The organism is Pseudomonas sp. FFPRI_1 (genome assembly GCF_055384485.1).
Genome location: NZ_AP029168.1, coordinates 2,235,875 through 2,256,889, shown reverse-complemented (window position 1 = coordinate 2,256,889; position 21,015 = coordinate 2,235,875). Strand labels below are relative to the sequence as shown.

Annotated in this window: 20 protein-coding genes and 1 pseudogene; 7 read left to right on the top strand and 14 right to left on the bottom strand. The window is 61.3% G+C overall.

The annotated features are described in order from the left end of the window. The 4 genes from ACZ5BO_RS10210 (at nt 1) to fabB (ending at nt 4,823) form a co-directional block, all read left to right on the top strand. On the top strand, nt 1-930 hold the full coding sequence (locus ACZ5BO_RS10210) for an ABC transporter substrate-binding protein (RefSeq protein WP_464699536.1): 930 nt from the start codon (nt 1-3) through the stop codon (nt 928-930). Then, a complete protein-coding gene (locus tag ACZ5BO_RS10205; RefSeq protein ID WP_025128652.1) occupies nt 927-2,828 on the top strand; it encodes an ATP-binding protein in 1,902 nt (633 codons plus the stop codon). Before ACZ5BO_RS10210 ends, ACZ5BO_RS10205 begins: the two co-directional genes overlap by 4 nt. Before the next feature lie 247 nt (nt 2,829-3,075). Further along, a complete protein-coding gene (fabA, locus tag ACZ5BO_RS10200; protein WP_011060067.1) occupies nt 3,076-3,591 on the top strand; it encodes a 3-hydroxyacyl-[acyl-carrier-protein] dehydratase FabA in 516 nt (171 codons plus the stop codon). Between the two features lie 11 nt (nt 3,592-3,602). Further along, entirely contained in the window at nt 3,603-4,823 is a 1,221-nt protein-coding gene (gene fabB / locus ACZ5BO_RS10195) for a beta-ketoacyl-ACP synthase I (protein WP_464699533.1), read from the top strand. 116 nt (nt 4,824-4,939) lie between these two features. On the opposite strand, the gene ACZ5BO_RS10190 is transcribed toward fabB, so the two are convergent. The 4 genes and pseudogenes from ACZ5BO_RS10190 to ACZ5BO_RS10175 all read right to left on the bottom strand — a co-directional run bounded on the left by ACZ5BO_RS10190 (nt 4,940) and on the right by ACZ5BO_RS10175 (nt 8,244). Continuing rightward, nucleotides 4,940-5,803 carry a methyl-accepting chemotaxis protein gene (locus tag ACZ5BO_RS10190; RefSeq protein WP_464701218.1) on the bottom strand — a complete coding sequence of 288 codons (864 nt, stop codon included), beginning with the start codon at nt 5,801-5,803 and terminating at the stop codon, nt 4,940-4,942. Then, nucleotides 5,795-6,565: pseudogene (locus ACZ5BO_RS10185) on the bottom strand (MCP four helix bundle domain-containing protein); the annotation flags it as partial. The pseudogene ACZ5BO_RS10185 and the gene ACZ5BO_RS10190, both read right to left, overlap by 9 nt. Nucleotides 6,566-6,704: 139 nt before the next feature. After that, nucleotides 6,705-7,169, bottom strand: a complete 465-nt coding sequence (locus tag ACZ5BO_RS10180; RefSeq protein ID WP_025128649.1) for a DUF3859 domain-containing protein — start codon at nt 7,167-7,169, stop codon at nt 6,705-6,707. Nucleotides 7,170-7,266: 97 nt separating this feature from the next. Further along, nucleotides 7,267-8,244: an amidohydrolase family protein gene (locus ACZ5BO_RS10175; RefSeq protein ID WP_051586078.1), complete on the bottom strand. Its 978-nt coding sequence runs from the start codon at nt 8,242-8,244 to the stop codon at nt 7,267-7,269. A gap of 191 nt (nt 8,245-8,435) precedes the next feature. On the opposite strand from ACZ5BO_RS10175, the gene ACZ5BO_RS10170 reads away from it, so the two are divergent. Both ACZ5BO_RS10170 and ACZ5BO_RS10165 read left to right on the top strand, forming a co-directional pair. Then, nucleotides 8,436-8,852 carry an OsmC family protein gene (locus tag ACZ5BO_RS10170; protein ID WP_025128647.1) on the top strand — a complete coding sequence of 139 codons (417 nt, stop codon included), beginning with the start codon at nt 8,436-8,438 and terminating at the stop codon, nt 8,850-8,852. 63 nt (nt 8,853-8,915) lie between these two features. Next, nucleotides 8,916-9,788: a pirin family protein gene (locus ACZ5BO_RS10165; RefSeq protein ID WP_464699530.1), complete on the top strand. Its 873-nt coding sequence runs from the start codon at nt 8,916-8,918 to the stop codon at nt 9,786-9,788. A 103-nt stretch (nt 9,789-9,891) separates the two neighbouring features. Here ACZ5BO_RS10165 and ACZ5BO_RS10160 read toward each other — a convergent pair whose 3' ends face one another. From ACZ5BO_RS10160 to ACZ5BO_RS10145, 4 genes are all read right to left on the bottom strand, one after another. After that, nucleotides 9,892-10,620: a dienelactone hydrolase family protein gene (locus tag ACZ5BO_RS10160; protein ID WP_464699528.1), complete on the bottom strand. Its 729-nt coding sequence runs from the start codon at nt 10,618-10,620 to the stop codon at nt 9,892-9,894. Nucleotides 10,621-10,691: 71 nt separating this feature from the next. After that, nucleotides 10,692-12,596: a molecular chaperone HtpG gene (gene htpG, locus ACZ5BO_RS10155; protein WP_464699526.1), complete on the bottom strand. Its 1,905-nt coding sequence runs from the start codon at nt 12,594-12,596 to the stop codon at nt 10,692-10,694. Between the two features lie 90 nt (nt 12,597-12,686). Further along, nucleotides 12,687-13,139, bottom strand: coding sequence for a PaaI family thioesterase (locus ACZ5BO_RS10150; protein WP_464699524.1), 453 nt, complete (start codon nt 13,137-13,139; stop codon nt 12,687-12,689). Further along, nucleotides 13,136-13,612, bottom strand: coding sequence for a PaaI family thioesterase (locus ACZ5BO_RS10145; protein ID WP_025128642.1), 477 nt, complete (start codon nt 13,610-13,612; stop codon nt 13,136-13,138). The genes ACZ5BO_RS10150 and ACZ5BO_RS10145 overlap by 4 nt, the downstream gene beginning before the upstream one ends. Before the next feature lie 158 nt (nt 13,613-13,770). Between ACZ5BO_RS10145 and ACZ5BO_RS10140 the strand changes: the two genes are divergently transcribed. Continuing rightward, nucleotides 13,771-14,022, top strand: a complete 252-nt coding sequence (locus ACZ5BO_RS10140) for a hypothetical protein (RefSeq protein ID WP_011060058.1) — start codon at nt 13,771-13,773, stop codon at nt 14,020-14,022. 117 nt (nt 14,023-14,139) lie between these two features. On the opposite strand, the gene ACZ5BO_RS10135 is transcribed toward ACZ5BO_RS10140, so the two are convergent. The 6 genes from ACZ5BO_RS10135 to lpdA form a co-directional block, all read right to left on the bottom strand. Continuing rightward, nucleotides 14,140-14,616, bottom strand: a complete 477-nt coding sequence (locus ACZ5BO_RS10135) for a hypothetical protein (RefSeq protein WP_464699521.1) — start codon at nt 14,614-14,616, stop codon at nt 14,140-14,142. Nucleotides 14,617-14,659: 43 nt separating this feature from the next. After that, nucleotides 14,660-15,397, bottom strand: a complete 738-nt coding sequence (locus ACZ5BO_RS10130) for a DUF599 domain-containing protein (RefSeq protein ID WP_025128640.1) — start codon at nt 15,395-15,397, stop codon at nt 14,660-14,662. 176 nt (nt 15,398-15,573) lie between these two features. Beyond that, nucleotides 15,574-16,887: a branched-chain amino acid transport system II carrier protein gene (gene brnQ / locus ACZ5BO_RS10125; RefSeq protein ID WP_025128639.1), complete on the bottom strand. Its 1,314-nt coding sequence runs from the start codon at nt 16,885-16,887 to the stop codon at nt 15,574-15,576. 351 nt (nt 16,888-17,238) lie between these two features. Further along, the gene (gene sucD, locus ACZ5BO_RS10120; RefSeq protein ID WP_003223019.1) at nt 17,239-18,120 is read right to left on the bottom strand and encodes a succinate--CoA ligase subunit alpha; all 882 of its coding nucleotides are present in this window, start codon (nt 18,118-18,120) and stop codon (nt 17,239-17,241) included. After that, on the bottom strand, nt 18,120-19,286 hold the full coding sequence (sucC, locus tag ACZ5BO_RS10115; protein ID WP_025128638.1) for an ADP-forming succinate--CoA ligase subunit beta: 1,167 nt from the start codon (nt 19,284-19,286) through the stop codon (nt 18,120-18,122). The genes sucD and sucC overlap by 1 nt, the downstream gene beginning before the upstream one ends. Nucleotides 19,287-19,514: 228 nt before the next feature. Next, nucleotides 19,515-20,951, bottom strand: a complete 1,437-nt coding sequence (gene lpdA, locus ACZ5BO_RS10110) for a dihydrolipoyl dehydrogenase (protein WP_025128637.1) — start codon at nt 20,949-20,951, stop codon at nt 19,515-19,517. Nucleotides 20,952-21,015 lie beyond the last annotated feature (64 nt).

The window sequence follows — 21,015 nt, the reverse complement described above, 5'->3', positions numbered from 1 at the left end:
ATGGGCCCATGCCGCCCCTGGAGGGCCCTGCGCATTCGTTGCCTCCTGCGCCTCGGCCTGATCGTGCTGAGCCTGCTGCTGTGCACGCCGTCGTGGGCGGCCGAGGTCTTGCTGGTGGCCAACGAAGACAACGACAACGTACGCACCTTCACCCAGGAACTGGCCACCCGGCGCCCCCTCGACCGGGTGCGCTTCATGCCACTGGCACAACTGCCGGCACCGGGCCAGTTGCCCGGCGGCACCCGCCTGATCCTGCTGGATCCGCAAAGTCTCGACTGGCGCCTGCAAGAGCCCCAGGGACCGGCGACCCTGGTCCTGCGCATCAGCCGCCTGCAGGCCCAGCAGCGCCTGCAGGGCAGCGTCCACCCCAGGCTCAGCCTGCTCTGGAGCGACCCGCCCCTGGCTCGCCAGCTGCAGCTGATCCACAACATCCTGCCGCAGGTACGCCGGGTGGGCGTGCTGTACAGCGACGACAGCCGGTTCCTGCTCCAGGAGCTGCGCCTGGCGGCACACTCCCTGGGCATGGAGATCGTCGCCCAGCCCTGGGACAGCACCAGCGACAGCCGACCGCTGCAAAACCTGTTGCGCAGCTGCGACGTGCTACTGGGCCTGGATGACCCGAAACTGTACAACCCGAAAACCGTGAAGAACCTGCTACTGAGCAGCTACGCCCGCCAGCTGGCGCTGATCGGGCCCAATGCCGGCTTCGTCCGGGCCGGCAGCCTGGCCAGCACCTACAGCGACCAGCAGGACTGGCTGCAGACCCTGGACAGCCTGCTCGACCAACCACCGGCACGCTGGCCACGCGCGCAGTACCCGGGGTCCTTCAAAGTACTGAGCAACCCACAGGTGGCACGTTCCCTGGGCATAGAGGAAGTCGACCCGGAGGCCGTCGCGCGCCAGTTGAGTGAAGGAGAAAAACGCCCATGACAGTGCGTCGCCGATGGGACATCCAGACCCGCACTCAGCTCATCAGCCTGGGCCCGGCCCTGCTCCTGACCCTGCTGCTGATCAGCTTCTTCACCTTTGTGCGGATCCAGGATCTGCGCCAAGAGCTGAACCATACCGGCCAGTTGATCGCCAACCAGCTGGCACCCGCCACCGAGTACGGGGTGATTTCCGGCAACAACGAAGGCCTGGAAAGCCTCCTGCAAGCGACCCTGGCGACCCCCCACGTGCATTTCCTGGAGGTCCAGGACAGTGCCAACAACATTTTGGTGTACGTCGAGCAACCCTCCGCCCGCAGCCAGCACGCACAGCAGATCAAGGTGTTCCAGGCCCCGGTGCGCCTGCAGCGGATCCAGGTGCACAACGACTTCCTGCAGAATGCCCCAAGCACCTTCAACACCCAGGGCGACGGCTACCTGGGGCGGGTCATCGTCGGCATGTCCAACGACGCCTTCAACCAGCGCCAGCAGGAAATCCTCCTCAAGGCCGGGATCCTCGCCCTGTTCGCCCTGCTCTTCACCTACCTCCTGGCCCGGCGCCTGGCGGCCGGCCTGGCCAAGCCCATCAGTGCCATGGGCCACGCGGTCAAGGCGATCCAGGAAGGTGACTTCAAAACCCCGCTGCCGATCGTCGACGACGGCGAGCTGGGCAATCTGGCACGGCACATCAACAACCTCGCCGCCGGCCTGGAGCTGGCCAGCCGCGAACAGCAGCAAGCCATGTCCCAACTGATCCAGACTCGGGAGGAAGCCGAGCGGGCGAACAAGGCCAAGTCGGATTTCCTGGCGATGATGAGCCACGAGCTGCGCACGCCGATGAACGGCGTTCTGGGCATGCTGCAACTGCTGGAAACCACCGAGATGACTCAGGAGCAGAGCGAGTACGCGGCGCTGGCCTCGGAATCCACCGAACACCTGCTGAAGGTGATCAACGACATCCTCGACTTCTCGCGCATCGAACGCTCGGCCCTGGAGCTGGAGCACATTCCATTCAACCTCGCCGAGCTGATCAGCAGTTCCGCCCAAGCCTTCCAGCACAGTGCGCTGCAGCGGGGCCTGGACCTGCAGTTGCGGCTGCCGCCGGGGATGGAATCGCTGCAGGTCAAAGGCGATCCGACGCGGATCAGGCAAATCCTGGTCAACCTGATCGGCAACGCGCTGAAGTTCACCGAACAGGGCAGCGTCACCATCGAACCTCAGTGGCAGGCCCTGGATCACGAACTGCTGTGGTTCACCTGCGCTGTGCGCGACAGCGGAATCGGCATCAGCGCCGCCAGCCTGGAGCTGATGTTCGATGCCTTCCAGCAGGCCGACAGCTCGATTTCCCGGCGCTACGGCGGTACCGGCCTGGGCTTGCCGATCGCCCGGACCCTGGCCGAGCGCATGGGCGGCACCCTGCGGGCCCAGAGCGAGGAAGGCCGAGGCTCGGTGTTCACCCTGGAAATCCCCCTGGCGCTGTTTCAGCAGAGCCTGCCGGTGCTCGCCCCGCGAGTCAGCACCGCGGTGCACCAGGGCGAAGGCCGCAATGTGCTGCTGGTGGAAGACAACCCGGTGAACCAGACGGTGATCCAGGCCATGCTGCGCAGCCTGGGCTTCACAGTGAGCATCGTCACCGACGGTGCGCAAGCGGTGCGCAGTGCCGAAAGCCTGATTTTCGAGGCAATCCTGATGGATTGCCGACTGCCGCTGGTCGACGGCTATGAAGCCACCCGACAGATCCGCCAACTGCCCGGTTGCGCCGATTTGCCGATCATCGCGCTGACCGCCAATGCCTTGCAGGGCGACCGTGAGGCCTGCCTGGCAGCGGGCATGAACGACTACCTGGCCAAGCCGTTCAAGCGCGCGGATCTGCAGCAAATTCTCCAACGTTGGGTGCAGTAACAGGCTATTTTCCAACATCTTCGACTGGCGTGCGGGGCGAAAGTGCGGCAGTCTTAGGCACCCGACGGGGCCCGAAAAGGCCCTCAAAAAAAATTTCAGTGCACAAGTGTACATTCATGCCCTTTGCGCTGTGACTTTCACTACAACGCAATAGTCTATGAGTAGGCTGCCGGCTCGAGGCATGAACGCTTCGATCGGCCGGGAAGATTTGCCCAACCCTGCCGCACGGGACTATTGAGGAGCTCGCATGACCAAACAAAACGCCTTTACTCGGGAAGACCTGCTGCGCTGCAGTCGCGGTGAGCTGTTCGGCCCAGGTAACGCGCAACTGCCCGCCCCCAACATGCTGATGGTGGATCGCATCACCCATATCAGCGAAGAGGGTGGCAAGTACGGTAAAGGTGAGTTGGTCGCTGAGCTGGACATCACTCCAGACCTGTGGTTCTTCGCTTGCCACTTCGAAGGCGATCCAGTGATGCCGGGCTGCCTGGGCCTGGATGCCATGTGGCAGCTGGTCGGTTTTTTCCTCGGCTGGCAGGGTCTGCCGGGCCGCGGCCGCGCCCTGGGCTCAGGGGAAGTGAAATTCTTCGGCCAGGTACTGCCGACCGCGAAAAAAGTCACCTATAACATTCACATCAAGCGCGTGCTCAAGGGCAAGCTGAACATGGCCATCGCCGATGGTTCGGTCAGCGTTGACGGCCGCGAAATCTACACCGCCGAAGGCCTTCGGGTCGGCGTATTCACCTCAACTGACAACTTCTAAGGGTTATCCGCATGCGCCGCGTCGTTATCACTGGTCTTGGCATCGTTTCGTGCCTGGGCAATGACAAAGAGACCGTCTCCGCTAACCTGCGTGCAAGTCGCCCTGGCATCCGTTTCAACCCGGAATATGCCGAAATGGGTCTGCGTAGCCAGGTTTCCGGCTCCATTGACCTGAACCTCGAAGAACTGATCGACCGCAAGATCTATCGTTTCGTCGGCCACGCAGCGGCTTACGCCTACCTGGCCATGAAAGACGCCATCGCCGATTCCGGCCTGAGCGAAGAGCAGGTGTCCAACCCGCGTACCGGCCTGATCGCCGGTTCCGGTGGTGCCTCGACCCTGAACCAGATGGAAGCGCTGGACATCCTGCGCGAGAAAGGCGTCAAGCGCGTTGGCCCGTACCGCGTCACGCGGACCATGAGCAGCACGGTGTCCGCCTGCCTGGCCACGCCGTTCAAGATCAAGGGCCTGAACTACTCCATCGCGTCTGCCTGCGCCACCAGTGCACACTGCATCGGCACCGCCATGGAACAGATCCAGATGGGCAAGCAGGACATCGTCTTCGCCGGTGGCGGTGAAGAAGAGCATTGGTCCCAGTCGTTCCTGTTCGACGCCATGGGTGCCCTGTCCACCCAGTACAACGAAACCCCGGAAAAGGCCTCCCGCGCCTACGACGCCAAGCGTGACGGTTTCGTCATCGCCGGCGGCGGCGGCATGGTGGTGGTCGAGGAGCTGGAGCACGCTCTGGCCCGTGGCGCCAAGATCTACGCGGAAATCGTCGGCTACGGCGCCACTTCCGATGGCTACGACATGGTTGCGCCAAGCGGCGAAGGCGCCATCCGTTGCATGCAGATGGCCATGTCCACCGTCGACGCACCGATCGACTACCTGAACACCCACGGCACCTCGACTCCGGTCGGCGATGTCGCGGAGATGAAAGGCGTGCGTGAACTGTTCGGCGACAAGGCCCCGGCCATCAGCTCCACCAAGAGCCTGTCGGGTCACTCCCTGGGCGCCGCCGGCGTTCACGAAGCGATCTACTGCATGCTGATGATGGAAGGCAACTTCATGGCCGGTTCGGCCAACATCGACGAGCTGGATCCGGAAGTGGCCGACATGCCGATCCTGACCAAGACTCGCGAAGACGCCACCATCAACACCGTGATGAGCAACAGCTTCGGCTTCGGCGGCACCAACGCCACCCTGGTACTGAAGCGCTGGCAGGGCAAGTAAGCCCCGCTGCCTGCGGCAATGAAAAGCCCCGACTGGTTCGGGGCTTTTCTTTGCCTGCCGTTCGCCACTCGAACGGTTCCTGCGCACCGCGTGTATCCCGCTGGAGCCGGTAGGGCTCAGACCGAGAAGCGCGCCACCATGGTGTTCAAATCCACCGCCAGCCGTGACAGCTCCTGACTGGCGGCGCTGGTCTGGTTGGCTCCCGCCGAGGTCTGCAGGGCCAGGTCGCGGATGTTCATCAGGTTGCGATCGACCTCCCGGGCCACCGCCGCCTGCTGCTCCGAGGCACTGGCAATCACGATGTTGCGCTCGTTGATCAGGGTGAAGGCCGTGGCGATCTCCTCCAGCGCCTGCCCGGCAGCCTTGGCCACCTCCAGCGTCGAGTGGGCCCGGCTGTTGCTCTGCTGCATGGAACTGACCGCCTGATCGGTCCCCTGCTGGATTCCGCCGATCATCTGTTCGATCTCCTGGGTCGACTGCTGGGTTCGATGAGCCAGGGCCCGCACTTCATCCGCCACCACGGCAAACCCGCGCCCGGCATCCCCGGCTCGCGCAGCCTCGATGGCGGCGTTCAACGCCAGCAGGTTGGTCTGCTCGGCAATGGCGCGAATCACATCCAGCACCTTGCTGATGCCGTAGACCTTCTGCGCCAGGTCCTCCACCTGGCTGGCATTGGTCGTCACGTCCTGCGCCAGCGACTCGATGGACAGCACCGTCTGGTGCACCTGCTCGCGCCCGTGCTGGGCAATCCGGTCGGACTCCCGGGACGCCTCGGAGGTGGCCACCGCATTGCTTGCCACCTCCTCCACTGCCGCCGTCATCTGGTTGACTGCCGTGGCCGCCTGCTCGATCTCCAGGCTCTGCTGGTGCAGGCCTCGGGTTGCATCCTCGGTGACGCAACTGAGTTCTTCGGAAGCCGATGCCAGCTGGCTGGAAGAGTCGGAGATGCGCCGTATGGTTTCCCGCAGGTTGTGCTGCATGGCCTTGAGCGCCTGTAGCAGGCGCGCCGGCTCGTCCTTGCCACTCACCGTGATGGTGCCGGTCAGGTCGCCGCCAGCCACCACCTCAGCCACACTCAGCGACTGCGCCAGCGGCAGGACGATACTGCGAGTCAACAGCAGCGCCAGGCCAATGGTCACCAGCGCCGCCACCGCGATCATCCCCAGCACCCACACCCGCGACTTGCTGAACACCGCCTGAGCCAGATCGGTAGCCTGGGTCGCACTCTGCTTGTTCAACTCGATCAGCTCATGCAGGGTCGTGGCCATTTCATCGGCCAACTGGTTCATCTCGCCATTGACCACCTTGACCGCTTCCTCCAGCTGATTCTGCGCGGAGAACACCATCACCTGGGCCTGACGCTCCAGGTACTGTTTTTCAAGGCTCTTGAATCGATCGAACAGGACCCGTTCCTGAGGCAGCACGATCAGCGACTCATAGCGCCCCTGGGCAACGCCCAGGCCACTCTTGATGTCATTGATCTTTTTTTCGTTCTGGGCGATCGCCTGTGGATCGCGGTTGATCAGCAGGCGCAGGGTCAAGGCGCGAATGCGCAGCAGGTCCTGGCTCATGTCACCGACGGACATGACGCTGGGCAGCCAATTGCTTTCAACCTCGTCGGATTGCTGGCGCATGTTGCCCATCTGCACCAGCGCGAATGCCCCGAGGGCAAAGACCATCAGCGCCAGCAAGCCAAAACCCAGGCTCGCACGAGGCGCAATATTAAGACTTCTAAGACTCATTCCTCTGGCTCCTTCCTAGAGCGCTGCAAGACCTTGCAGCAAGGTGCTCTTAGACGGTATCGGGCCAGCGGGAAATTGCGTAAGACAAAAACGTGATATCAAAACGCCCTAGCACTCCGATACCAGGGCGTAAAACGATTCAGCGCACAGAAAATCGCTGTTCTACCAACAAACGGTCACCCTGGAAGACCATGAAGTGCCATTCGCCAGGCACCACTTCATGGCTTTCGGTGAACTCGTAAGCCATCACATCCTGGGGCGCATTGGGCACCAGCTTCTGGGTGACTTCGAACTTGTCATGACGCACCCCGTCCGGGGTACGGATGCCCGGGGTCAGGTAAAGCAGGGTCAGCGGCTGGTCCTCGGCGACCTTGCCCAGCAACTGGTAGCGCATGCCGAACTTGGTACCGAGCCGGGCCGGAACCACGGCAGTTTTCTGGATCGTCTCGTTGCTGCGCCGCAACACCCGCTCCCCCGATTGCAACTCGGCCTTGGGCCCTTCGAACACGCCATATTCAACAGGGCCTTCAACACGGACTTCGGCACTGGCCAGGCCACTGAAGATCATCAGCGCCGCCAGCGCGCCTAAACGAGTGAGGTGCATATCGCGCTCCTTGATTGAGATGGCGCGAGCTTATGAAGCAGGCGTGACAGGCTGATGACAGTCTGGAGCCGCGAAAGCCCTGGACGTGCGCCTGGACCTAACGGCGCACGCGGGCGGGGAGGATGGCGAGAAAGTTGTCGTGGGCCACCTTGCGTGCCACGTCCTCGGGCAAGGCGTCGAGGAAGACGTCAAAGCTGTGTAACTCCTCCCCCAGCTTGTCGAAACGACCGACCACATCCGAACCCAGCATGAAACGCTCAGGGAAGCGCTCCACCAGCTTCAGCCACGCTTGGCGTGGTTGGCCCTGATCATCCAGCAAATAAGGCGTGAGCAGGCTCCAGGACAGGTCGATGGACAAATTGGGATAGCTCTCCAGCAAGCGAGTCAGGGTCGGCAGGAGAAACTCCAGATGCGCCTGGTGACGATGGATCTCGGCACTGGTACCGGCATGGGCCCAGATGAAGCGCGTGTGGGGATGGTTACGCAGCGGCTCCTCGATTTCCGCCAGGTACAGCGGATTGGGTTCACGCTTGGAGGTGATGTTGGAATGCAGCAACACCGGCAGGTCATTTTCCGCCGCCAGGTGATAGACCCTGGTCATGGCCTCGTTGTTGGCCCGGGGCGTATCCCCGGCGGTCAGCGCGGTGAGGTCGTCATGGCGGGTGAACACCTCGCCGATGCCCTGCCACAGCCCCGGGTCGAGGTCGAGCATGCGCTGGATATGCGCGTCGGAGTTCTTGTCATTGGGATTGAAGCCACTGAGAAAGGGATGGAAGCGCCGACGCTGCTCGGCGGGCAAGGCCTTCACCGCGGCAGCCACCAGCACGTCGGTGGCGCTGTACCAATAGGCCCGCGCATCATCACCGGCGTAATACCGTGGGCGCTTGGGTTCGTCCTCATGCCATTTCTTGGCCACCGGAATGCCCGAGATCATCACCCGTTCAATGCGATTGTCGGCCATCGCCTTGAGCAAGGCCTGCATGCCTGCGGTTTCCTGGAAGAAATCCACGTAATGCAGGTGCGCATCGCTGTACAGGTAGTCCCGTGCCTGGGCCGCAGCGACCGGCAACAGCATCAGCAACGCCCATGCAGACGCCCCGTATAAATGACTCCAGTGCACTGGCTCGCCTCCAGGGATCGAAGCTCGATAGACCGCGGCGCCGAGTCGCAGGTTCAGAAAAAGGGGAACGCCGGCGCCCCAGGATGCTCTATAACTTCAGCACCTTTACAGCCTGATCCGTTTCTCATCACTGCCCGAGGTTTGCCATGACCATTACCGTCAACACCGAATCCAGCGAAGGTTTCCGCCACAGCATCCAGGTCGATGACCATCAGTTGTTCACCGACCTGCCCAAGTCCGCCGGCGGCGAAGGCACCGCGCCCGAACCTCACGACTACTTCGACGCCGCCCTGGGCGCCTGCAAGGCCCTGACCCTGAAGCTGTATGCGCAGAAGAAGAACATCCCCCTCACTGGGGTCACGGTGGAGCTCAAGCACGACAACAGCGAGGAGCAGAAAGGCAAGTACGCCCTGCACGTCAAGCTGACCCTCAAGGGGGTGCTCACCGATGCCCAGCGCGATGAACTGCACCGCGTGGCCGACCGCTGCCCGATCCACAAACTGATGACCACCAGCGAAGTCAGCATCGAGACCCACCTCTCCGAAGGCGCCTTCAGCCAATAGCGGCAAGGGCCGGGCGGATCGGGTTATGCTCCAGGGCATAACTCGATCAGCCTGGAGTCCGCCATGCACTCGCCCCTCGTGATCCGTCCCCGCCCCGAGGACGTCGAAGGCCAGCCCATCCTCCGCCCATTGCCTTCGGCACAGTGCCGCAGTGTCGGCCCCTTCGTGTTCTTCGATCATATGCTGGCAACCGCCTACCCGGCCGGCAAAGGCATGAATATCCGCCAGCATCCGCATATCGGCCTGTCCACCCTCACCTACCTGTTCGAAGGGCAGATCCAGCACAAGGACAGCCTGGGATCGGACCAGATCGTGCAAGCCGGGGATGTCAGCTGGATGACCGCCGGCAGCGCCATCGCCCACGTCGAGCGCACGCCAGCGCCCTTGCTGGCCCAGGGGTTTGCCATGCACGGCCTGCAGGTCTGGCTGGCCTCGCCCAAAGAGCAGGAGCAAGGCCCGGGGCATTACAGCCATCATCCGGCCAGCAGCCTGCCGGTGAGCGACAACCTGGGGGTGAGCATCCGCATGATCGCCGGCAGCGGCTTTTGCCTGGAGTCGCCGGTGCCGGTGCTCTCCCCTACCCTTTATGCCGAGCTGCGGCTGCAGACCGCCACCAGCCTGCTGATTCCCACCGAGCATCAACAGCGTGCGCTGTATGTATTGGACGGCGAGGCACAACTGGACGGCGAGCCATTGCCCGCGCACTCGCTGGTGGTATTGCCGGAGGGGGAAAACGCCACGCTGTTCGCCGAGAGCGACTGCCACGCGGTGCTGATCGGCGGTGCGCCCCTGGACGGGCCACGGCGGATCAACTGGAACTTCGTCGCCAGCGATCCAGCGCTGATCGACCAGGCCCGACAACGCTGGGCGGCCGGAGACTGGCCGCAGGTGCCGGGAGAAAGCGAGCGCATCGAATTGCCCCTCTCCCGCCACTGATCGGTAGGGGCCGGCTTGCCAGCGAACAGGCCCGTGAGCCTGGCGTTGCTCTCGCTGACGCCTTCGCTGGCAAGCCAGTTCCTACGGGATCAGGGCCAACGGATCAGCCCTGGAACACTTCGTCCAGCAGGTAGTGCATGGTGGCGAAGGCACGGGCCGAGGTCTTGGCGTCGTACATCATCTTGCCCGGGATATTGGCGTGGGTATCGGTGAAGGAATGCACCGCACCGCCGTAGCTGACCAGTTGCCAGTCCACCCCCGCCGCGTCCATTTCCGCTTCGAAGGCTGGCAGTTGCTCCTTGGCCACGAACGGGTCCGCCGCACCGTGCAGCACCAGCACCGACCCCTTGATGTTGTTGGCATCGGCAGGGTTGGGGGTGTCCAGGGTGCCGTGGAACGACACTGCCGCCTTCACCGGTGCGCCACTGCGAGCCAGCTCCAGTGCGCAGCAGCCGCCAAAGCAGAAGCCGAAGGTGGCCAGCCTGGAGCTATCCACCGCGGCTTCGCCCTGGCTCTGCAAGGCCGCAAAGGCTGCCTGCATGCGCTTGCGCAACAGCGCCCGGTCATCCTTGAGCGGCATCATCGCGGCGCCGGCCTGGCTCGCATCGCTGGGGCGCAGCGACTGGCCATACAGATCGGCGATCAGCACCACATAACCCTTGGCCGCCACCGCCTCGGCGATCTTCTCCGCTCCGGCGCTGACACCCATCCAGTTCGGCGCCATCAGCAACCCCGGGCGCGCAGCTTTATGGGCGGCATCGAAGGCCAGGCGCCCTTCATAGGGCCGGCCATCGATCTGATAGACCACGGAACGCACTGTGATTTGACTCATGACTCATCTTCTCCAGTAGGGGGACACCAGAATGAAAAAACCCGCCGAAGCGGGTTTTTCTTGCTACATGATTAAACCGACAGCTCCACCAGCAGCTTGTTCAGCCGGCGTACATAAGCCGCCGGGTCCTTCAAGCTGTCGCCGGCGGCCAGGGCCGCCTGATCGAAAAGGATGTGCGACAGGTCGCCAAAACGCTCTTCGCTCTGCTCGCCGTCGAGTTTCTCGATCAGCGGGTGAGTCGGGTTGAATTCGAAGATCGGCTTGGAGTCCGGCACCTTCTGCCCGCTGGCTTCGAGGATCTGGCGCATTTGCAGCCCCAGGTCCTGCTCGCCGATGGCCAGGATCGCTGGCGAGTCGGTCAGGCGGTGGGAAACCCGCACTTCGCTGACACTTTCGCCCAGGGCGGTCTTGATCCGCTCCACCAGGCCTTCCTTGGTCTTGGCAACTTCCTCGGCAGCCTTCTTGTCCTCTTCCGAGTCCAGGTTGCCCAGGTCCAGGTCGCCACGCGCCACGTCGACAAAGCTCTTGCCGTCGAATTCGTTGAGGTAGCTCATCAGCCACTCGTCGATACGGTCGGTGAGCAGCAGCACTTCGATGCCCTTCTTGCGGAAGACTTCCAGGTGCGGGCTGTTCTTCACCTGGGCGTAGGATTCGCCGGTGAGGAAGTAGATCTTGTCCTGACCTTCCTTGGCCCGGGCCAGGTAGTCGGCCAGGGAAACGCTCTGCTCGCCGTCATCACCCAGGGTGGACGCGAAGCGCAACAGGCCGGCGATCTTCTCCTTGTTGGCGAAGTCCTCGGCCGGGCCTTCCTTCATCACCTGGCCGAAGTTCTTCCAGAAGCCCTTGTATTGCTCAGGTTCGTTCTTCGCCAGTTTTTCCAGCATGTCGAGGACGCGCTTGGTCAGCGCCGACTTCATCGAATCGATGATCGGGTCTTTCTGCAGGATTTCCCGCGACACGTTCAGCGACAGGTCGTTGGAGTCCACCACGCCCTTGATGAAGCGCAGGTACAGCGGCAGGAAGGACTCGGCCTGATCCATGACGAATACACGCTGCACATACAGCTTCAGGCCCTTGGGCGCTTCACGCTGGTACAGGTCGAACGGCGCACGGGCCGGCACGTAGAGCAGCGAGCTGTATTCCAGCTTGCCTTCGACCTTGTTGTGGCTCCAGCTCAGCGGGTTCTCGAAGTCGTGGGCGATGTGCTTGTAGAACTCCTGGTATTCCTCATCCTTGATCTCGGTACGCGGACGGGTCCACAGCGCGCTGGCGCGGTTGACGGTTTCCCATTCCAGTGCAGGCGCATCGCTGCCTTCGGCGGCAGCGGCCTCTTTCGGCAGCTCGATCGGCAGGGCGATATGGTCGGAATACTTCTTGATGATGTTGCGCAGGCGCCAGCCATCGGCGAACTCTTCTTCGCCGGACTTCAGGTGCAGCACGATGCGGGTACCGCGCTCGGCCTTGTCGATGGTCGCGACTTCGAACTCGCCTTCGCCCTTGGACGACCAGTGCACGCCTTCGCTGGCGGGCTGGCCGGCACGACGGCTGAACACTTCAACCTGGTCGGCGACGATGAATGCGGAATAGAAGCCCACGCCGAACTGGCCGATCAGGTGCGAATCCTTCTTCTGGTCGCCCGACAGGTTTTTCATGAAGTCGGCGGTGCCGGACTTGGCGATGGTCCCCAGGTGGGTGATCACATCTTCACGGCTCATGCCGATGCCGTTGTCTTCGAGGGTGACGGTTTTCGCTTCCTTGTCGAAGCTGACACGGATTTTCAGTTCGCCGCCACCTTCCAGCAACTCGGGCTTGGACAGGGCTTCGAAGCGCAATTTGTCGACGGCGTCAGAGGCGTTCGAGATCAATTCGCGAAGGAAGATTTCCTTGTTGGAATACAGCGAATGGATCATGAGGTGCAACAGCTGCTTCACCTCGGTCTGGAAGCCCAGGGTTTCTTTTTGAGTTTCCACACTCATGGTCATCAAACTCCAATCAGATGGCATTGGCCGCGTTCCGGGAGCGGAGGGCGGCGGGATGACATGAAAGTGGGGGTCGCTGGCAGGATTTCAAGGGGCGCTGCTCTCTTCAATCTTGAAATGTGCGCGAGCAGTGGCAATCGGCTCATCAGCGGTGCTCTGCCAGGCGGTGATGGCGACGTTGGCTACCCGCCGCCCCTGGCGGCACACCTGGCAGCGGGCGAAGGTATCGCGAAACTGTCCGGCACGCAGGTAGTCGAGGGAAAAGTCGATGATCTTCGGGACCCCGGGCGAACCGGTGAAGATCAGCAGATGCAAAGCCGCCGCCAGCTCCATGAAGCCGGCGATCACTCCGCCGTGCAGGGCCGGCAGCAACGGATTGCCAATGTTGTCCTTGTTGGCTGGCAGGCGAAACAGCAACTCATCTCCCAGTGGCGTGCACTCGATGCCGATCAGCTTCGCGTAGGGAATCTGCGCCAGCAACGCGGTGTAATCGCCCTGCTGGCGAGCCTGCTCCAAAAGTGCTCGAAGGTCCGCGCTCATGCCCGCTCCCCCTTGATCGAGCTGGCGAGCCCACGGCTGCCCTTGAGCCCCTTGCCCATGCGCATGAAAGTGCCGACCACGTGAGCCACGGGACGCTCGGGATCCTCCTGATAGGCAAAGCCGCGGGTAAAGATCACATCGGTGGTGACCCGGTAACACTGGGCAAAGCCGTGCACATCGTGATGAGGGACCGCCGGATGCATATAGTCTATGCGCAGGTCCAGGGTCGGACACACCTCGAACTCCGGCAGTACGCAAAGCGTGGCCATGCCACAGGCACTGTCCATCAGCGTGGTCAGGGCACCGCCATGGATGATCCCGGTTTGCGGGTCACCGACAATCTGCGGACTGTAGGGCAAGGTCAGGGTCAGGCCCTCTTCAGAGGCGCTATGTACCCGGATGCCCAGCACCTGGCAGTGGCGCAAGGCGGAAAGAAAGCGCGCCGCACGCTCAGAAATAGGGTTTTGCGCCATGAGACTTATCTCTTTTTATTGTCTGGAATGTGCGTTGAATGAAGCAGGTAAAAGTTCCATGAAATGACTACTTAATATATCTGTGAGCCTCAAGGAACTTAAATCACAAGGCCATGATCGAAAGGCCAGTAGATATCTTCACTCAGGAGAAACACCCCATGCGTAAGACTTTAGCTATTGCCCTGATGCTGACCGCTTCCCTCGGTCTGGCTGCCTGCGACAAAAAATCCGAGGACAAAGCTCAAGATGCAAATCAACATGCTGAGCAAGCCCAACAGAAAATGAACGAAGCTCAGGATAAAGTGAACGACGCGGCAAAAGAAAACGCCGAAGCCGCCAAAGATCAGGCTGAATCCAACAAGGCTGCTGCTGAAGAAAGCGCCAAGGAAGCAGCTCCTAAAACCAACTAAGTCGGTTTTAGTGCAACAAAGAACAAAGCCCGCCAAGTGCGGGCTTTTTCTTGCGCGTAAAACAGTCGCTCAATACAGCAGTGCTTAGTTGCCGGACAAGCAACTAAGCGTTGAAGATCAGCCGCCTGCCCCCAGAAACCATTCGTCCTGGCGGGGCGCTGCCTGCAACGGCTGCCTTGGCACCGACTCATTGCCTGGGGACTCCAGTGCATAGTGCAAGGGGCTGGAAACGGGCAGCAGCCTGATGGGAAAGTCATAGTGGGCGGTAAAAGGCGCCAGCCATTGGCGGGTCTGGTAATCCGCTGCCGCGATGCTCATGAAACAAGGGTGCGGGATGTCCCGGGGCGAACGCCCGGCCAGCGGCATTACCCATTCCCAGTCAGTTGCCGCTGCGACCTTGAAGCTGCCGTCATCAGCCGTCAGGAACTGTGCGCCACACACCGCACCCTTGGCCCCGGCGATCGGCATGCCGCTCAATGCATCGACCACCCTGCCCCGGGCTTCGCCATTCAGATACAGGGTTTGCACCCTGCAGCCCGACAACAGAAAGAACCCCAGGCACAAGTACTTCAAGGCACGCGAACTGCTGCTCATTGGCCAACTCCTTTTAACCGTTCAATCGATCAGCCATCAGCGCTCAGGCTGCATCTTTGGGGCTATCGACCAGAGGTTGCTCCGTCGGTGTATAGACCATGACCTCAAGTACATCGGAGTGGAACTCCCGTCGATACAAGACAAACACCACACCTGCACTCATCAGCATGAATAGCCAGGGGCTGACGAACCAGGCCAGCATGGTCATGCCGAAGTAATAGGAACGCAATCCGAAGTTGAACTGGTTGGCCGCCATGGAAATCACCCGAGCTGCTCGCGATGCAAAAGCCTTGCGCTCCTGCTCGGAAACATGACGCTCGCCGATCATCGGTGCCGACCCCACCAGCACTGCAGCGAAGTTGTACTGGCGCATGCACCAGCTGAAGGTAAAGAAGGCATAGACGAACACCAGCGCCAGGCACAGCAGCTTGATTTCCGACATGCCCTGGGACGCCTGCTGGACCATGGGAATGTCCGCCAATAGCGACACTGCACGCTCCGAGGCGCCGAGCACGGTGAGGATGCCCGCCAGGATGATCAGGGTACTGGAGGCGAAGAACGAGGCATTGCGCTCCAGGTTGCCGATCACGCTGGCATCGGCGATGCGGTTGTCGCGCAGCAGCATGCGGCGCATCCAGTCCTCGCGATACAGGTGCAGGACACTGGCCAGGCACGCGGTGTCCCTTCCCTTCCAACTGGCGTAGCGGGTATAGCCACCCCAGCAGACGACGAACCACAGGGCGGCCAGTAGGTGGATCAGGTTGGCTTGGACGAACGACATGCAAATTCCTGTAGGGCGTTGGCAGAGGGCAATGGCAAGGGACACTGCTTCGACGCTTGGTCGAGGAAAAAGACACCGGCCGCCGCCCATAAAAAATGCCCCGTATCGATGGATACGGGGCATTTTTCCTGATGCTCGGGGCCACTGATGATGGCCCCCGCACGATCAGCGAACGATCAGGCCAGGGCTTCGCTACGCTTGCCCAGCACCCGGTCGAAGACCACTGCGACCGCCAGGACGATCACCGAAGGCACCAGCCACGCCAGGCCCTGCTCGCTCAATGGCAGGTGGGACAGCGGGCCTGGCAAGCCGTCGATCAGACCTGCGCCCTTGAGCGCATCGATCAGGCCGAACAGGAAAGACACCAGCATCACTGGACCGACGATACGACGCTGCTCCTGCCAGAAATCCTTGCAGAAGCTCAACGCCACCAGGACGATGCACGGCGGGTAGATGGCGGTCAGCACCGGAATCGAAAAGGCGATCAGCTTGGTCAGGCCCAGGTTCGACACCAGCAGCGAGAACGCCGCGAGGATCACCACCAGGGTCTTGTAGGACAACGGCAACACCCGGCTGAAGTATTCGGCACAGGCACAGGTCAGGCCCACGGCGGTGACCAGGCAGGCCAGGGAAATCAGCACCGCAAGGAAGCCGCTGCCCAGGGAGCCGAAGGTGTGCTGTACATAGGCGTGCAACACGGCTGCGCCGTTGGTGACACCGGCGGCCACTTCATGGCTGCCCGAACCGAGGCGAAACAGGCTGACGTAGACCAGCGCCAGGCCGACCCCGGCAATCAGGCCGGCGATCACCGCGTAACGGGTGATCAGCCGTGGCGACTCGACCCCGCGGGAACGAATGGCGTTGACGATGACAATGCCGAACACCAGGGCGCCCAGGGTATCCATGGTCAGGTAGCCATTGATGAAGCCCTGGGAAAACGGCGCAGCCACATACTCGGGAGTAGCGACGCCGATATCCCCTGCCGGCAAGGCGAAGGCGGCAATGCCCAGCACCGCCAGGGCGATGATCTTCAGCGGAGCCAGGAAGCGGCCGACGGTATCCAGCAGACGCCCCGGGTACAGGGAGATGAAGAACACCAGCAGGAAGTACACCGAGCTGTAGAGGAACAGCGCCAGCGGGCTTTCGCCGGTCAGCGGCGCCAGGCCCACTTCAAAAGACACGGTGGCCGTACGCGGGGTCGCGAACAACGGACCGACCGCCAGGTAGCACACTGCAGCCAGCAAGCCCCCGGCGATCTTGCCGATAGGGGTGCTCAGGGCATCCATGGCGCCACCGACCTTGGCCAGGGCAACCACGGTGATCACCGGCAGACCGACGGCGGTGATCAAGAAGCCCAGCGCCGCCATCCAGACATGAGGTCCGGACTGCAAGCCGACGATAGGCGGGAAGATGATGTTGCCGGCCCCGACGAACAGGGCAAAAGTCATAAAGCCGAGTGCCAGGATGTCCTGGCCTTTCAACACTTTCATTAAGGAAATACCACACTACTGAATCGGAATTTAGAGAGGGATTTCCCTTATGGGTGAGGGAAATGCTGTCAGTCCGTATAAGACTGACCCGTTTAGCGCGCAGCAACCTTGTGGGCAGCAGACGCATAAAGAGGCGGCTAGAGTACAGAAACTGTAAGACGAGCGCACCGTTCGAGGGCGAACTATCCGATATGCGACGTCGTGATGTCGCATTTTTGAAAGAAGAATAACCACAAGCTGCAAGTAGCACCTCCCTTGAGGCAGGTTGCCTGCCACTTTTGGCGACCCCAAATGCACAAAGGCCACCCGAAGGTGGCCTTTGTCAGCAGAACTGCAAGCTAAGCGCGAGGCTTACTTGACAGCCCAACCGGTCAGCTCGGCCAGGGCCTTGCCGATGTCTGCCAGCGAACGCACGGTTTTTACGCCTGCGTCTTGCAGCGCAGCGAATTTCTCGTCTGCAGTGCCTTTGCCGCCAGAGATGATTGCGCCAGCATGGCCCATGCGCTTGCCCGGAGGAGCAGTCACACCAGCGATGTAGGAAACAACCGGCTTGGTCACGTGAGCCTTGATGTAGGCAGCCGCTTCTTCTTCAGCCGAACCGCCAATCTCGCCGATCATCACGATCGCTTCGGTCTTCGGGTCTTCCTGGAACAGCTTCAGGATGTCGATGAAGTTCGAACCCGGGATCGGGTCACCGCCGATGCCGACGCAGGTGGACTGACCGAAACCGGCGTCAGTGGTCTGCTTCACAGCTTCGTAGGTCAGGGTGCCGGAACGGGAAACGATACCGACCTTGCCTGGCAAGTGAATGTGACCTGGCATGATGCCGATCTTGCATTCGCCTGGGGTGATCACGCCTGGGCAGTTAGGGCCGATCAGGGTAACACCCAGCTCGTCGCACTTAACTTTGGCGTCCAGCATGTCCAGGGTAGGAATGCCTTCGGTGATGCAGACGATCAGCTTGATGCCGCCGAAAGCCGCTTCCAGGATCGAGTCCTTGCAGAAAGGAGCAGGAACGTAGATCACGCTGGCGGTGGCGCCAGTGGCAGCTACTGCGTCTTTCACGGTGTTGAACACTGGCAGGCCCAGGTGCTCGGTGCCGCCTTTGCCCGGAGTTACGCCGCCAACCATCTTGGTGCCGTATTCGATGGCTTGCTGGGTGTGGAAACTACCTTGCGAACCGGTAATACCCTGGCAGATAACTTTGGTGTCTTTATTGATCAGGACGCTCATTATTTGCCCTCCGCAGCTTTGACAACTTGTTGAGCAGCGTCGGTCAGGCTGGTAGCAGCGATGATGTTCAAGCCGCTTTCTGCCAGTACTTTAGCGCCCAGTTCAGCGTTGTTGCCTTCAAGGCGAACAACAACCGGGATTTTCACGCCGACTTCTTTCACGGCGCCGATGATGCCTTCGGCAATCATGTCGCAGCGAACGATGCCGCCGAAGATGTTGACCAGTACTGCAGCAACGTTGGCGTCGGACAGGATGATCTTGAAGGCTTCGGTCACGCGCTCTTTGGTAGCGCCACCACCTACGTCGAGGAAGTTGGCTGGCTTGCCGCCGTGCAGGTTGACGATGTCCATGGTACCCATGGCCAGGCCGGCACCGTTGACCATGCAGCCAATGTTGCCTTCCAGGGCTACGTAGTTCAGTTCGAACTTGGCAGCGTGAGCTTCACGCGGATCGTCTTGCGACGGATCGTGGAAGGTCTTCAGCTTAGGCTGACGGTACATGGCGTTGGCGTCGATGTTGATCTTCGCGTCCAGGCAGTGCAGATCGCCGTCGGCCTTGATCACCAGCGGGTTCACTTCCAGCAGAGCCAGATCGTGATCCTGGAACAGTTTGGCCAGACCTACGAAGATCTTGGCGAACTGGGCAACTTGCTTGCCTTCCAGACCCAGTTGGAAAGCCAGCTCGCGACCTTGGAATGGCTGAGCGCCAACCAGTGGATCGATAGTGGCCTTGAGAATTTTCTCTGGAGTGTCGTGAGCGATTTTCTCGATGTCCACGCCACCTTCGGTGGAAGCCATGAACACGATGCGACGGCTCGAACGGTCAACGACAGCGCCCAGGTACAGCTCTTTAGCGATATCAGTGCACGATTCAACCAGGATCTTGGTGACAGGCTGGCCATTGGCATCAGTCTGATAGGTCACCAGACGCTTGCCCAACCACTGCTGAGCGAATGCCTTAGCGTCTTCTTTGCTGCGAACCAGCTTAACGCCGCCCGCTTTACCGCGACCACCGGCGTGAACCTGGGCTTTGACAACCCATTCCGAGCCGCCGATTTTGTCGCAAGCTTCTGCTGCTTCTTCCGGGGTGTCTACCGCGTAGCCTTTGGATACTGGCAGGCCGTACTCAGCGAACAGCTGCTTACCCTGATACTCGTGAAGATTCATGCTTTTTACCGTCTTCGTTAGGTACTGCGCATTCGGCGCTGCGCTCATGTGAGTGCCGCACCACCTGTGACCGCTACTCTCAAACCAGCGCCGCACCCTGAACCACCAGCCTGAGCGGCGATCCAGTGTGCGGCGTTACCCTGAGAGGTCGAGTCCAGCGGATATTCCGCGGTGAGTCTTGCGCACAAGGCTCACGACGGGCCAACCGCCGTGGTTTCTTATTATTGCTTAGCGTTTCTTGCGGTTGGCAATGTGGATGGCAGTGCCATTCACAGCCAGGGCTGCTTCGTGCAGGGCTTCGGACAGGGTCGGATGGGAGAAGACCATCATGCCCAGGTCTTCGGCACTGGTGCCGAATTCCATGCCGATCGCGCCTTGCTGAACCAGCTCCGCAGCGCTTGGGCCAATCACGTGGACGCCCAATACGCGGTCTGTCTTGGCATCGGCGATGACTTTGACGAAACCACCGGTGTCGTTGGCTGCCATGGCACGGCCGCTGGCGGCAAACGGGAAGGTGCCGACGTTAACTTCAACGCCTTCAGCTTTCAAGGCCTGCTCGGTTTTACCGACCCATGCAATTTCCGGGTGAGTATAGATAACCGAAGGGATCAGGTCATAGTTCATCTGGGCTTTGTGGCCCTTGATGCGCTCGGCGACCATGATGCCCTCTTCCGAGGCCTTGTGCGCCAGCATCATGCCGCGCACCACGTCACCGATGGCGTAGACGCCCGGTACGGTGGTGGCGCAGTGATCGTCAACGTGCACGAAACCGCGCTCGTCGAGAGTCACGCCGCAATCGGCAGCCAGCAGATCGGTGGTCACCGGACGGCGACCAACGGCTACGATCAGCTTGTCGAACGTGATGGTCTGCTCGCCCTTGGCGTCGGTGTAGGTAACCACGACTTCTTCGCCGTTGACCTTGGAGCCGGTCACGCGAGCGCCCAGCTTGATGTCCAGGCCTTGCTTGGTCAGGGTTTTCAGCGCTTCCTTGGAAACGGCGGTGTCCGCTGCCATCAGGAAAGTGTCCAGGGCTTCCAGGACAGTCACTTCTGCGCCCAGGCGCGACCATACCGAACCCAGTTCCAGGCCGATGACGCCAGCGCCGATCACGCCCAGACGTTTTGGTACGGATTGGAATTCCAGCGCGCCGGTGGAATCGACGATCACATTCTGGTCAACCGGAGCCGGTGGAATGTCGATCGGACGCGAACCTGGAGCCAGGATCACGTTCTCGGCCTCGATCACTTCAACCGAACCGTCAGGCTTGGTGACTTCGACTTTCTTGCCGGCCAGCAGTTTGCCGTGGCCCTGGATCGAGGTCACGCCGTTGGCTTTGAACAGGGTGGCAACACCGCTGGTCAGGCCTTTGACGATGTTGGCCTTGCGACCGACCATGGCCGGTACGTCCATGGTCACGCCAGCGTGGTTGATGCCGTGAATGGCAAAACCGTCCTGGGCTTCATGGAACTTCCACGAGCTGTCCAGCAATGCCTTGGAAGGAATGCAACCGACGTTCAGGCAAGTACCGCCAAGGGCCAGCTTGCCCTCTTTGTCGGTGTACTTCTCGATACAAGCAGTGGTGAAACCAAGCTGTGCGGCCTTGATTGCAGCTACGTAGCCGCCTGGGCCCGCACCAATCACTACCACGTCGAATTTCTGAGTCATAAAAGGTTCCTTTTAGCGGCAAGCTAGAAGCTGCAAGCCACACGCTTCAAGCCTACCTCGCCCA